Source organism: Bacillus sp. 0102A (genome assembly GCF_036765155.1).
Lineage (GTDB): Bacteria > Bacillota > Bacilli > Bacillales > Bacillaceae > Bacillus > Bacillus subtilis_G.
Genome location: NZ_JBAIZW010000005.1, coordinates 21,261 through 36,026, shown reverse-complemented (window position 1 = coordinate 36,026; position 14,766 = coordinate 21,261). Strand labels below are relative to the sequence as shown.

General features: G+C 45.7%; 9 protein-coding genes and 1 pseudogene. 1 reads left to right on the top strand and 9 read right to left on the bottom strand.

What is annotated here, in order from left to right; all coding sequences use genetic code 11:
- Window positions 1-23 precede the first annotated feature (23 nt).
- A complete protein-coding gene (gene pgoN, locus V6D41_RS12555; RefSeq protein ID WP_333518412.1) occupies window positions 24-854 on the bottom strand; it encodes a glyoxal/methylglyoxal reductase in 831 nt (276 codons plus the stop codon).
- 221 nt (window positions 855-1,075) lie between these two features.
- Here pgoN and yvgO point away from each other — a divergent pair.
- A pseudogene (gene yvgO / locus V6D41_RS12550) lies at window positions 1,076-1,560 on the top strand (stress response protein YvgO).
- Between the two features lie 44 nt (window positions 1,561-1,604).
- Here the strand turns inward: yvgO and V6D41_RS12545 are convergent.
- From V6D41_RS12545 to V6D41_RS12510, 8 genes are all read right to left on the bottom strand, one after another.
- Window positions 1,605-3,617, bottom strand: coding sequence for a Na+/H+ antiporter (locus V6D41_RS12545; protein ID WP_333518411.1), 2,013 nt, complete (start codon window positions 3,615-3,617; stop codon window positions 1,605-1,607).
- Window positions 3,618-3,859: 242 nt separating this feature from the next.
- Complete coding sequence (gene cysI, locus V6D41_RS12540; protein WP_333518410.1) at window positions 3,860-5,575, bottom strand: assimilatory sulfite reductase (NADPH) hemoprotein subunit; 1,716 nt, start codon at window positions 5,573-5,575, stop codon at window positions 3,860-3,862.
- 25 nt (window positions 5,576-5,600) lie between these two features.
- Window positions 5,601-7,421: an assimilatory sulfite reductase (NADPH) flavoprotein subunit gene (locus tag V6D41_RS12535; RefSeq protein WP_333518409.1), complete on the bottom strand. Its 1,821-nt coding sequence runs from the start codon at window positions 7,419-7,421 to the stop codon at window positions 5,601-5,603.
- A 408-nt stretch (window positions 7,422-7,829) separates the two neighbouring features.
- Window positions 7,830-10,154, bottom strand: coding sequence for an RNA polymerase recycling motor HelD (gene helD, locus V6D41_RS12530; protein WP_333518408.1), 2,325 nt, complete (start codon window positions 10,152-10,154; stop codon window positions 7,830-7,832).
- Window positions 10,155-10,347: 193 nt separating this feature from the next.
- Entirely contained in the window at window positions 10,348-10,956 is a 609-nt protein-coding gene (locus V6D41_RS12525) for a trimeric intracellular cation channel family protein (RefSeq protein WP_087991133.1), read from the bottom strand.
- Window positions 10,957-11,138: 182 nt separating this feature from the next.
- Window positions 11,139-11,555, bottom strand: a complete 417-nt coding sequence (locus tag V6D41_RS12520; protein ID WP_087991134.1) for a disulfide oxidoreductase — start codon at window positions 11,553-11,555, stop codon at window positions 11,139-11,141.
- Between the two features lie 5 nt (window positions 11,556-11,560).
- Window positions 11,561-12,229, bottom strand: coding sequence for a DsbA family protein (locus V6D41_RS12515; protein ID WP_333518407.1), 669 nt, complete (start codon window positions 12,227-12,229; stop codon window positions 11,561-11,563).
- A gap of 121 nt (window positions 12,230-12,350) precedes the next feature.
- The gene (locus tag V6D41_RS12510; protein ID WP_333518406.1) at window positions 12,351-14,459 is read right to left on the bottom strand and encodes a heavy metal translocating P-type ATPase; all 2,109 of its coding nucleotides are present in this window, start codon (window positions 14,457-14,459) and stop codon (window positions 12,351-12,353) included.
- Window positions 14,460-14,766: the final 307 nt, after the last annotated feature.

Below are 14,766 nucleotides of genomic sequence, written 5' to 3'. Positions count from 1 at the left end.
TCCCCGTCACGGGGAGTTTTTTATTAAAACAGAAGCTCATCAGGATTTGGACCGACACGCTCATCTTTGTTTAACGCGTCAATTTTGTCCATGTCTTCTTGAGACAATTCGAAATCAAAAATATCAGCGTTTTCGATGATACGGTGTTCTTTAATGGATTTTGGTATCGTGACAACCTCATTCTGCAGATCCCAGCGCAAAATCACTTGAGCCACAGATTTATTGTGTCTTTCAGCAATCTGTGCGAGCACTTCGTTATCCAGCAGCTGTCCCTGCATGAGGGGAGACCATGCTTCCAGCTGGATGCCTTGTTTTTTACAATAGTCTCTTAATTCTTTTTGCGTCAAACGAGGGTGAAATTCCACTTGGTTGATCATCGGTTTGATTTCAGCATCTTTCAACAGCTCTTCTAAATGATGAACTTGGAAGTTGCTGACACCGATTGCGCGGATTTTGCCGTCTTTGTACAGCTTTTCAAGCGCGCGCCATGTATCTTTATATTTATCCTTGCCAGGCCAGTGGATCAAATATAAATCTAAGTAATCAAGCTGAAGTCTTTCCAAGCTTTTTTCAAAGGCAGCAAGGGTTGTTTCGTAGCCTTGATCTTCATTCCATACTTTGGAGGTAATGAAGAGCTCTTCTCTTGCCACACCGGATTCTTTAATCCCGATGCCAACGCCTTCTTCATTTTTGTAGACAGCCGCTGTATCAATGCTGCGATAGCCGTTTTTAATGGCAGCTTTCACAGATTCAGTCGCTTCACTTCCGTTTTCTACTTTAAAAACACCAAGACCGAACCAAGGCATTTCAACTCCGTTATGTAGTGTTACAGTATCTTTTAAACTTGTTGGCACTTGAACATCCACCCTTTCACTGAAATGTAAGCGTCTATATTATCTCACACTCCTCTTAGGCGATACCAATAATACGCTTAAGTGACTCTTTTTGCTTCTTTTTTCACAGCATGGGACGAGCGAAACACTATTTTTTTCCTATTTTAACAATATTGAGATTAAAGTGGAATAAGCAGGGTATGCGATTAGTGTCACCAAATCAAAACAAAGGAGGAACCAAATTGAAACGTATGCGTATCCCAATGACACTTGCGTTAGGTGCCGCTTTGACCATCGCCCCTTTATCCTTTGCTTCGGCTGAAGAAAATCCCGGTGCTCAAATTTCCAGGCAACAACAGCCGGAACATCTGCCGCTGAGGTAGGTTTAAACGTCAATCTGGATGTACTTGGAATTGCCAACCAAATCGCCGATGCCATTAAATCCGCACAGAACCGGGATGGATTTGTGAAAAACCTCATGGAGTCTTCCTTCTACGCGTCCGGCCAAAAATATAACGTCATGGTATTTAATTTAAGCCAGGAATATGAAGACCACTTAAACGGTGTGCAATTTTACGGCTCAGCCGTTTACGACGGCATTACGTACGGCATTTGGGTATTTGAAGACGGAACCTTTACAAACAAAGGTGATGGCGGCTGGATCAACTGGGCCTTCAGAGGCTGGTTCGACCGGGATGGCAGCACTTTCGAATTCCATCGTCCCTAATATAGAAAAAAGCTGGCGCTCTAACGCCAGCTTTTTTGCTGCATCTATTCGCCGCCTTCAAGCATGGCGGCTTCCACATCATTAATGTATTGGCGAAGTTCATGGGAGATGTCCCGGGAAATTTCCCGCTTTTCGAAGAGCGTTTGAATTTCATTTCTGATCGCCTGCACAGCCTTCAGCTTCACTTCCAGCTTCTGAATTTCAAATTGGGCGCTTGATCTCAGCTCATGATGGCTGTGTTCCAGCCTGAAAATTAACTGTTTATAAAACGTAATGACAGATAAAAACACTTCTTTATGTTCTTCCGTCTTATGTTTTTCCAGATATTCAATTGCTGCTTTTGCCGTTTTCACTCTCGTTGCCTGTATCAATCCCGCTTCATTTAAAATCGGCAGCTCCGGCTTTTTATGTTCACCGAAGAAAATCCAATACATCAGCCGCTTGAGCCTTGTATTTGATAATCCGACTTTAAATGGGTTGCCATACAAAATTTCTAATTCATTAAACCGTTCTTGCAGTACGTTTACTGTTTCTTCAGGGATGTCTCCCCGTTCCAGCATTTTCATCAATGCCTCTTGCTCAGCGATAATGGCTTGCGCCCGGACTTTTCGCTCTTGTTTTTTGATACGATTAGATGAAGTATATTGCTGAAAACGAAGGTTTTTCATCTTTTCGTTGTATTCGCCTATCACCGCAAGAGAGGCTGTTTTGTTTGTATCGTTCATGTCCTCTTTAATCGTTTGGAGAGCTGTTTTAATCAATTTGCGTCTCGCCGTCAGCAGCTTTTTATTTCGTTTTTCGTCTTCTTCTTCTTTTTCAGTCAGAAGCGGCAGCACAACGGCGGCAATGACAAGTGTGCATAAAATGACGCCGGCTGCCAAAAAGAGAATTAGATTTCTTTCTGGAAACGGTGTGCCATCCTCCAGAAAATACGGAATGGAGAAAGAGCCCGCAAGCGTTACAGCTCCGCGCACACCGGAAATCGAAAGTAACAGCGTCGAACGAAGACCCGGTTTATAAATGTTCTGGTCCTTATTAAAGAACCATTTTCCGTTCCAGAAGAACAGCACCCATAGAAATCTGAGGAGCATTAGCGTAAATGTGATCACAAGGATATAGCTGATTACCTTCATGTTGCTAACTGCGGTGTCATTAAAGATAACGGAAATGACGTCCGGAATCTGTGCTCCGAGAATAACGAAGACCAGACCGTTCAAAATAAATAAAATAATGTTCCATGTACTCGAGGAGACGATTTGCAGTTTGGCCATCGTTGATTCCAGACGATCCTGTTCAACAGCATGGGTGATTCCACCCGCCACAACGGCTAAAATGCCGGAAACGGCGATTTCTTCCGCTGCCAAATAAATCACAAACGGCGTCAGAATTTGAATCAGCATATGCATTGTGACATCCTGCATGCCAAGACGGCGCAGGAAGAGGCGAAATCGAATAATGACGAACGAAATGACAACCCCGCACAGCAAGCCTCCAAGAGAAATAAAGACAAAGCTGACAGCCGCTTGTGCTAATGAAAATGCACCGGTCACTGCTGCCGCAATCGCAAACTTAAAGGCCACCAGACCTGATGCGTCATTCATCAGCCCCTCCCCTTCAAGCAGGCGAAGAATGCCTTTTGGCATTTTCACTCTTCCTGATAATGCGCTGACAGCGACGACATCAGTCGGTGAAAGAATGGCCGCAAGTCCAAAAGCCGCTGCCAGCGGGATAGCAGGAATCATCCAGTGAATCGTGTATCCACCTACAATTACAGTCGCAAATACAAGGCCGAGTGCGAGCAATAAAATCGGAGCGCGTAAATTCCAAAGCTCCGCCCGCGGCGTTCTCTTCCCATCATTAAATAGAAGAGGCGCGATAAACAGAACAAAAAACAATTCGGTGTTTAATTCAAAATGAAGCCCCTGTGGAAATGAGGCCGCAAGAATCCCAAGCGCCACCTGAATCAGAGGCACGGGAATAAACGGAATAAACCGGTTCACGATATTGGATATCGCAATAATCGTTAATAAAACGAGAACAACTAAAAATATGTCCAAATACATGACCTCCTTCGTCTGAGATAGTCGATGGATCTGCTTGTCTAAAAGAGGCTGAGGCTGGGACGGCCTTGCATCCGATATGTGATGTCAGCACGAGTTCCCTCCACACTTGTCTTCTTTTATAGTACCCTTTTCAGGGTATTATTTCTCACGATATGCTCATAGTGAATTTTTTTGTAGCAGGGCAAATTTCAGGCAAAAAGAGACAGGGAGCTACCCCTGTCTCTCGTCTTTCTTTATCAGCTATGAAAATTCGTGCCGTCAGTTGTTGCTTTAATGATGCCTGCGCGAATGACAAAGTCACCGAAGTGCTCGCCTTCCTCGCGTTCTTTCGCATAACGTGAAAGAAGTACGCGCAGCTCGCTTAAAATGTCTTCTTCACCGATGTTTTCACGGTACATTTTGCTTAAACGGCTACCATCAAATGCAGCACCAAGATACATATTATATTTGCCCGGCGCCTTTCCGATAAATCCGATCTCACCGAGTGCATGGCGTGCACAGCCGTTCGGGCACCCTGTCATGCGAATGGTGATTTCCTGATCACGAAGGCCGTTTTCGTCAATGATCTTTTCAACCTTATCTAAAAGGGTCGGCAAATAACGCTCTGCTTCAGCCATTGCCAATCCGCAGGTCGGAAGCGACACACACGCCATAGAGCTGCGGCGGAGCGCTGAATGGTGCTTGCCGTCAGTTAATCCGTATTGCTCAATTAATGCACTGATTTCATCTTTTTTGTCGCTTGAAACGTTCGCAATAATCAAGTTCTGATTGGATGTCAGACGGAACTCGCCTGTATGAACTTTGGCGATTTCCCGCAAGCCTGTCATCAGTTTATAATGATCGTAATCCGTCACACGGCCGCCTTCGACAAACAGCGTAAAATGCCATTTATCCTCAATGCCTTCCACCCAGCCGTAGCGGTCGCCGTTATGATCGAAATGATACGCCTTTGCTTCTTCCAGGCTCCAGCCGAGACGGTTTTCCAATTCTTCTTTTACAGTTTCTAAACCGAGGCGGTCAACGGTGTATTTGAATCGCGCATTTTTGCGGACAGAACGGTTTCCGTAATCACGCTGAATCGTAATCGTTTTTTCAGCAACGTCATACATTTGCTCAGGCCGGCAGAACCCGATTACCTTGGCTAATTGCGGATATGTCGCTGTGTCGCCATGCGTCATTCCCATTCCGCCGCCGATTGCCACGTTAAAACCGATCAGTTCGCCATCTTCGACAATCGCAATGAATCCGAGATCTTGTGAAAAGACGTCTATATCATTAGATGGCGGAACGGCAATACCGATTTTAAATTTCCGCGGCAGATAGAGCGGGCCGTACATTGGCTCGACTTCTTCCTCAGGCGTGCCGGCCACTTTTTCCTCATCAAGCCAGATTTCATGATAAGCTCTCGTCCGAGGCAGCAGATCGTCACTTAATGTTTTAGACCACTCGTATACCTCTGAGTGGATTTCAGACTGATAAGGGTTCGATGCGCACATCACGTTGCGGTTTACGTCTCCGCAGGCTGCGATCGTATCCAAAAGAGCTGAGTGGATTGTCTGAATGGTTTTCTTCATGTTCCATTTCAGAATTCCGTGCATTTGGAATGTTTCACGTGTCGTCAGTTTTAATGTGCCGTTCCCGTATTTCTGGGAAAGGTCATCCATGACAAGCCATTGTTCAGGTGTTGAGACGCCTCCTGGCATACGTACGCGCAGCATGAACTGATAGGCCGGTTCAAGTTTTTGCTTTTGGCGTTCATTGCGGAGGTCACGGTCATCCTGCAAATAACTGCCGTGGTGTTTCATCAGGCGGTTGTCATCATCCGGAATTCCGGCACTGATCCGGTCCAGCATCACTTCCTTCAGTGTGCCGCGCAAATAATCACTTTCTTCTTTAATGCGTTCAACATCACTTGGAGAGCCGTCCGGTGCTTTTAAGATTTTGGTCACCATGTTGAAAAACTCCTTTCAAGTCAAATCAGTATACATCACGCTGATAGCGTTTTTGCTGCTGCATATTGGCAAGATAAGCTTCTGCTTCTTCGCGGCTCATATTGCCTTCTTTCTCGATAATGTCAAGTAATGTGTGATGGACGTCATGCGCCATGTGTTTTTCATCACCGCAAATGTAAACAGCCGCGCCTTCTTGAAGCCATTCGAACAATTCTGCACTCTGTTCAAGCATGCGGTGCTGCACATATACTTTTTCTTCCGTATCACGTGAGAACGCCACATCCATTTTTGTCAGCACACCGTCTTTGATCCAATTCTGCCACTCTGTCTGATAAAGGAAATCCGTGACAAAATGCTGATCGCCAAAGAACATCCATGCTTTGCCTTCCACTCCCGTCTCCTCACGCTCCTGCATAAAGGAACGGAACGGCGCGACGCCTGTCCCAGGGCCGACCATGATAATCGGTGTTTCAGTATCTTTCGGAAGCTTAAAGTTTTGATTATGCTGGACATAAACAGGCAGTGTGTCTCCCGGTTGCAGACGCTCCGCGCATAAAATCGAGCAGACGCCTTTTCGTTCACGGCCGTGCGCATCGTAGCGGACTGCGCCAATCGTTACATGTACTTCATCCGGATTAGCGGATAAACTGCTCGCGATTGAATAGAGTCGGGCCGGCATTTTTCGCAGAATCGAAACAAACTCCTGCGCCGATACGCTGAACGGGCCATAATCACGAACGAGATCAAGCAAATCGCGTCCTTCAAGATATGCTTTTACGCTCCCCTCATTTCCCGGGGCTAAAAGCTCTCTAAGCCCATCGCTCCCTGACAGCTGGGCAGCCTGTTCAAGAAGCGGTTTTGTGAGAACAGTAATTTCATAGTGAGAAATCAGCGCTTCTTTAAGCGGGCGTACATTACCTTGCTTATTAAGGGTCACAATTTCTTCGGGGTCCCAATTCATTTCCTTAAGCAGGAGCTCAACAAGCTCCGGATCGTTTTCCGGATAGACGCCGAGGCTGTCACCAGGCTCATAAGCCAGGCCAGATCCTTCAAGAGACAGCTCGACATGGCGTGTTTCTTTATTTGATCCTCGGCCGTTCAGATTTAAATTTTCTAACACTTCAGCCCGAAACGGGTTTGTTCTGGAGTAAGAAGACTCACCGATTTGAGGCGAAGCTGCTCCTGGCGCAGGTGCGGCGCTTCCGCCCCCGGCTTCACTTAAGCCCTCAAATACACTCTCAAGCCATTCAGCCGCCGGCTCATCATAGTCAAGATCGCAATCAACGCGCTGAGAAATTCGTTTGCCGCCGATTTCTTCTAAGCGCTGATCAAATTCCTTCCCTGTCTGGCAGAAAAATTCGTACGAGCTGTCACCAAGCGCCAAAACAGAAAAACGAAGGTCTTCAAGCTTAGGCGCCCGTCTTCCATGCAGAAATTCATGAAACGACAGCGCATTATCAGGCGGCTCGCCTTCACCGTGCGTGCTGACGACGATCAAAAGATTGTTGATTTTCTTCAGCTGATTCGGCTTAAAATCGCTCATGGATGAGACAGTGACGTGAAAACCGCGCTCCTCAAGCTGCTTTCCGGCATTTTCTGCAAGCCCCTGTGCGTTTCCTGTCTGTGAACCATAAAGAACGGTCACTTCTTTTGAAACGGCCGGTGCCGCCGCTTCTGCAGACACAGCAGCCGCAGGGGCCCCCGCGGTTTCTTGGGCGGAAACGGATTGCGCGGATAAATATCCGCTCAGCCAGATTTTCTGAGATTCGGTCAAAGTTGGCAGAAGGCGGTTAAGGAGCTCTGCCTGCTCCTGATTAAACGGACTGTTCATTACTTGAAGTTGCAACGTATCCACCTCACAAAGTTATAAACTGATCGAAAATTGCATCTAATTGAACTTTACCGGAATACTAGGTTTAAGTAAAATATATTTACATGATGATAACTATTAAGATTCCTAATGATAAAACCGCTTTGTTTCTTTCATTTAAATAGAAAAAGAGAAGGACGTCCTTCTCTACACAAATTGCAGACAAAAGCCTAAACGTAGCTTTAGGGTTTTGTCATCTTTAACCCTTGAATTCTGGAAGGACGCGCATTAGGGCAGACTTCCGCAGGATGGGGTGACAGCGGCGTTTGGGCAGGATCTCGAGCATTTAGCCGCTGAGTTTTTTCAAGTGAGCACCAATACGCATGCTTGACAACAAATGCGAGGGTTTGTCGGCACGCTAAAAAGAGAAGGCTCCCCTTCTCTTCACTCAACATTCTGATATAAGTGAGGCGGCACGGCCGTTACAAACGGACTTGCCTTACCTGTATATAACACCGCCAGCGTATGCATCGCCCGGGTGCAGGCAGTGTATAAGAGCCTGCGGTCGTGTTCTGTTTGATAATGTTCTTCCGATGCATCATAGACAAGGACTGCGTCAAACTCAATTCCCTTCGCTAAATAAACCGGAATGACACAAACTCCCTTTTGAAATGTTTGATTTTCTTTATAAATCAGCCGGATATCTATATATTCGCTTATGTAAGCGTGCGCCTGTATGCATTGCTGGGCAGTCTTACAAATGACGGCGATCGTTTCATGCCCTTGCTTCTTGAGCCGTTCTATTTCTTTCGTGAGCTTTTGACAAAGGTCCTCACGTCCTTCGGTTTTGAAAACGAGAGGCATTTCCCCGTTTCTGTTAAAAGGCTCAATATCCGCTCCGTCCTGAAGCATCGCTTTTGTTAGATCGACAATCTGCCTTGTCGATCTGTACGTTCTCTTTAAATGAACATATTCAGCCGGCTCACCTTCAAAGCACGCATCCATATGCTTTGCGCCATGTATGGCATGGACGTAGATGGACTGATTGATATCACCGAGCACTGTCATGCTGGCGGCCGGAAAAATGCTTCTCATGTAAGCCATCTGAAACGGTGAATAGTCCTGAGCTTCGTCGATAAAAAGATGTTTGATCTTCGTATTTTTCTTTCTGCCTTCGATCAAATCCTGCATATAAAGAAATGGCGCCGCATCCTCATAGAGCAATTTATTTTCCGCAAATGCCGATCGGGTCAGCGCTCCTATCGCTGCCATCTCCGCATGCTGAAATTTCCCTCGCCAGCTGGAAAACAAATGCAAATACAGCTGTTTGACATCCAGAAACGCAAAGAGCCTGACCGCCTGTTTGAGCGGGTTGAACGCCTTTTTCACAATGATGGCGGCAAGCAGTTGCTGCTCTCTTTGATAATCGTTAAACGTGCTCTCACTGAACTGTTTCCTTTCCTGGAGTTTTTTGTACACGTCTAGGTAATCCTCTTTGTCGAGCAGCTCAGCTTCCTGAACGACCCAATCCTTACGCCGTTCCTTTTTCTCAAATGTATGAAGTTCACTCAGCAGCCACTTTGCCGTTTGCTCCATCCGATTCGGAATGGACTGGCGTTGATCCAGTGAGTAAAAATAGGAATGAATTTGTTCCTTTGCAATTAGTTTTTGTCCGCGAAAGACGATGTTTTTAAAGATCATCCCTTCGGAGGACAGCCGGCTGACGTATTCATCAATGAATTGCTGAAAAGATAAGCCCGCCTTCCATGTGATTCCCGTAAGTCTTGACGGAAAACCGCCTTTCGTTGATTCGGTCAGGCAATATTCGAGCTGATCAAAGGGGCTTTCACATAGGAACTTGCGGCCAAGCCGGTGCTCGATATATTCCTGAAACGTCACCTGTTCCATATTCTCTTCCCCTAACTCAGGCAAAACAGAGGAGACATAGCTGTTAAATAAAAAGTTTGGAGAAAATAAAACGATTTGTCCGGCATCAATAACGCCGCGGTGCCTGTATAATAAATAAGCGACACGCTGGAGTGCTGCCGATGTTTTCCCGCTGCCAGCTGCTCCCTGCACGATCAGAAATTTACTTTTTTCATTACGGATAATCTGATTTTGTTCTTTCTGAATTGTAGACACGATGTTTTTCATTTGGGTATCAGATTGATGGCTCAAGACCTCTTGCAGCATTTCATCACCGATCGTCATATCAGTATTAAACATCGCCTTGAGATCGCCGTTTTTAATGATAAACTGGCGTTTCAGCTCCATTTCGCCTTCTATCGTTTCGCCGGGCACTTCGTACTCCGCTTTTCCTGGGGAATAATTGTAGTACATACTAGATATCGGCGCCCTCCAGTCATAGATCAGAAAGTGTTCCTCCTTCTCATCCATGCAAGAAGCTAAGCCGATATAAATTCGCTCTGCCTGTTCCTCGCCGTTTTCAATAAAATCAACCCGGCCGAAATAAGGCGATGCTTTTAATTGATGAATTCGTTTGAGCTGCTGATCCATACGCCGATGATTTCGTTCCCGATCAGACAGCAGCTCCGCCTGCTGCTTAATGCTTGCCATTGTTTCAACCGCTTCATGGGTATCATCAAGATTGACCGTAACATCCTCCCAAAAGCTTTTTCTTAATCCGATAATATCATGCTTTAACCCGCCTGCAGACGTTTCCAGAAACCGCTCTTTTCGGCCGAGCTCCTGCAGTACCTCATCTATTCTTGACTGTTCTTCCTTCCATTCCTTATCCTGCTGATTCATGGACGGCACCTCCAGAAAATAGTTGACAAATTCAGATGAAATACTGTAAAATAAAATTGGATATATATTATAAATATGATAAAAACAAGCAAATACAATTTATCTTAGCACATTTACCCAATATCAATCAAGGTTTGGGTTATTTATATGCAAAAAAACCGATTTCAAATTGAAATCGGTTTTTTTTATGATGTTAGTTATCTAAGCGAAAAGAACGGTTTGGCAGCTTCCAATTAAACATATAGGAACAAACGCGGCAAACAACGAGCACGAAAAACAGAACGTACAAGCCAAATGAGTTTCCCAGCCAGCCCAAGCCGACGATTAAACCGCCGAGAGCCGCCCAGACCGCGTAAATTTCTGCTTTCAGCACAAGCGGCTTGCGTCCGGCAAGAAGATCGCGGATGATTCCGCCGCCGCTTCCCGTCAGAACCGCAGCCACGATCACGGCACTAAGCGGATGGCCCATTTTGACGGCATACAATGCGCCTTGGATGGCGAAGGCCGCGAGACCGATCGCATCTGATAAGTTGCCCCACTTGTTCCAATGCCTCAGCAGCAGCTTCGGAAACAGAAACACAATCGTAATGGAGAGGAGGGCGATTTGAAAGTACGCGCCCTGCTCCCATAATGCCGACACCGGAACACCGATCAGCAAATTGCGGATCGCTCCTCCTCCAAAAGCTGTCACAATCCCTAATATATAAACTCCTAAAATATCATATTCCTCTTCCATCGCAACAATTGCGCCGCTGACTGCAAACGCAATGATGCCAATCACACTGAGCAGCTCCCAAGCCATTCTGATGACTCCCTTTATGTTTGTTAAATTTTCTGACGACCTCTAGATTTTATAATCGCTCAAGCGTAAAATCAATAACATTTTCACGATAAAAAAAGATAAATCTAGAGGGAGTACACCAAACGCTATTGAGCTGTCATTTACAGATGAAAAAACGCCCGGCATACGCGGACGCTTTTTGGTTATTCAGATTTTTCGCCTTTCAGCAGACACATAAAAACAATAATCAGGATAAAAGCAATCAGGGCCAGAAATGGAATGGTCATAAAACCGAACCAGTTAATATATTGGCCTGAGCACGGCACGCCGCTTACACACGGCTTAATGCCGGAAAAGCCCGGCACTTTCTGCTCTAAGTAATGCATGATCGAAATAAATGCCCCGATAATCGCCATCGGAAGCGCATATTTTTTCACGCGTGTGTCCCCTTGAAAGGTGGCGATTCCTAAAATCAGGACGAGCGGATACATGAGGATACGCTGGTACCAGCACAGTTCACATGGAATGAACTTTTTGATTTCACTGAAATACAGGCTGCCGAGCATAGCGGTAAGAGCGACAACCCAGGAAGCATATAAACATACAATTCTATTTTTCATATGATTTACTTCCCTTTCAGCTCTTTTTCTATCGTTTCTTTGATTTCATCATAATCCGCAAATTTTTTGATCACTTTATCATTGACGTAAATCGTCGGGGTTGCTTTTATGTTCATTTTTTGATTAAGTTCGGAATCTCTTTCCACTTGGGAAGCGAATGTTTCCTTATCAAGATTGTCCTTGAGCGTCTCAGGATTGACCTTTGTGGTGCTTTTGGCAACATCACCGAGAACGCCCGGGGTCACCCATTCCTGTTCTGTATCCGGCTGTTTGTCGAACAGCTTTTCATGGAATGCCCAGAAAGAGTCAGGATCTTCTTTCCATACTTCTTCTGATGCAAGAGCCGCTAACCTTGAACCTTTTCCATGGAACATGACGTTCACGAATGAAAATTTCACATCGCCCTTATTAATAAAGTCTTTTTGTATTTTGGGGAAGATGTCATTGTTAAACATTTTACAAGACGGACATTTGTAATCTCCGAATTCAACTACAGTTACCGGTGCATCATCCTTGCCGAGCACAGGCTGGCCTTTGATAGACGGCTGTCCAGAAACCGCTTCATTGCCTTGTTCCGTTTTGTTATTAATAATGACAATGGCTGCTAACAAGACAACAACCACAACCGTAAGGATGACCGCGAATTTCGCAGAAGACTGCTGTTTCTTTTTCACTCCGACACCTCATCGTTTTAAAATTATAAAAAAGAAGCGGATCGCAATTGACCCGCTTCTTTATTTTAACAAGACAAGCGCCGATAAGAAAAGCCCGAAAAAATGAATTCTCTCCGACAATTTACCTGTTTTTGAGACGCATAACGCGCATGGCGTTTGCCACAGCGAGCAGTGTGACGCCGACATCTGAGAAAACCGCTTCCCACATGGTTGCAATTCCGAATGCTCCAAGAATGAGAAAGATCGCTTTCACGCCTAAAGCAAAGCCGATGTTTTGCCACACGATTCGCCGTGTCCGTTTGGCAATCCGAATCGCTTCGGCTATTTTTGAAGGCTGATCTGTCATCAGCACGACGTCTGCTGCTTCTACCGCGGCGTCTGAGCCAAGGCCGCCCATGGCTGCTCCGATATCCGCGCGCGCAAGCACCGGCGTATCATTGATGCCGTCACCGACAAAAATGAGTTTTTCATTTGGCGAAAGCTTGGCTTCTAATGCTTCAACCCGCGCGACTTTATCCTGCGGCAACAGCTCCGCATATACCTCGTCGATGCCAAGCTGTTTTCCGACGGCTTCTCCCGTTTGTTTTGAATCACCTGTCAGCATAATTGTCTGTTTGATTCCAAGCGACTTCAGATCAGCAATCGCCTGTGCCGCGTCTTCTTTTGCTTCATCCGCTATGATGATTGCTCCGGCATAATGTTGATCAACAGCAATGTGTACGATTGTTCCGGCTTTTTGATCCGGGACGCCTTTAATCTGTTCTCTTTCCATGAGCTTCTGATTCCCAGCAAGGATTTCTGTTCCGTTTACTTTTGCAAAAATGCCGCGGCCGGATATTTCCTCATATGACTCTATTGCGTCAGAGGAGAGCATTTTCCCATAAGCTTTACGCACAGATTCGGCAATCGGGTGCTGGGAATGAAGCTCAGCATATGCCGCCGCTTCAAGTAATTTTTCCTTTGTAAATCCTTCTGCGGGTTTAATTTCTGTCACTTCAAAACTGCCTTTTGTTAATGTTCCTGTCTTATCAAACACCGCGTATTTAACTTGATTCAAGGCTTCTAAATAATTGCTTCCCTTCACAAGCACTCCGGCCTTAGAGGCTGCGCCGATTCCGCCGAAGAAACCGAGCGGTATAGAGACAACAAGCGCACATGGACAAGAAATCACTAAGAAAATAAGCGCGCGGTACACCCAATCGGAAAGTGCGGCGCCGGGAATAACCAGCGGCGGGACAAAGGCCAGCAATACCGCGATGATCACGACAGCAGGTGTATAATACTTGGCAAACTTCGTGATAAAGTTTTCTGTCCGGGCTTTACGGCTGCTCGCATTTTGAACCAAATCTAATATTTTTGATACTGCAGATTCCTGATAGCCCTTTGTGACTTCAATATGCAGAACGCCGTTTTGATTGATAAAGCCTGACATCACATCTTGTCCTTCTGAAGCTTTTCTTGGAACAGACTCACCTGTCAAAGCAGACGTATCAACCATCGCTGATCCCTGTACGACCTTACCGTCAAGGGGGATGCTTTCTCCGGGATTGACCACAATGATGTCTCCTATCTTTACGTCCTCCGGAGAAACCAGTTCGATGCCGTTCTCTGTTTTGACATTGGCGTAATCAGGCCGTATGTCCATTAAGGCACTGATTGATTTTCTGGAACGGCTGACCGCGGCTCCTTGAAAAAGCTCACCGATTTGGTAAAACAGCATAACGGCAACACCTTCAGGGTATTGCTTAATCAGAAAAGCGCCGATTGTGGCAAGGGCCATTAAGAAATGCTCATCAAACACCTGACCGCGGCTGATGTTTTTGATTGCCCGGATGACAATATCACCGCCGATGATCAAATAGGCAGCGAGGAAAAGGAAAAATTCGATTGTTCCGGAATGAACGACATATGCCGCTGCTCCTAAAATGACAGCAACCGCCATTCTGATCAGCATATTGATCATTCGATTGCGATAGTTGTCTTCAGCTGATTTCTTTTTATGCTTTTGGCGAACCGTTACATGCGGATCGATTGATTTTACTTTTTTCTCCACCTTATTGGCGACCCATTGCTCTTCTTTCCCACCGGCTGAGACAGTCAAGGTGCTTGCCGCAAAATTTACTGCGCATCCGTCAATGCCTTTTATGCCTTTAACTCCGTTTTCAATTTTTTGGGCACAATTGCTGCAATCCAGACCGTCCAGAATGTATTCCTGTTTCACTAGTCTCACCTTACCTTCCGATTTAGGGTTCCCTCTTCAAAGCGTATCAATGAGTGTCGGCAACGAAATTATATATATGAGCATATAATCATATAGTTGATTACATTTATTATATGGCTTTTACCAAGAAAGTGTCAATGATAAACAAAAACCGGCATATCGCCGGTTTTTCGATTGTTGCAACATGATTGAACACCCTTGAAATCTAGAAAGGACGAGCATTGGAGCAGACTTTCACAGGGTGTGATGACGGCGGCCTTTAGACAGGACGTCTGGAATTTAACTGCCGTTCCATTCTTTCATTGAGCACCAACGC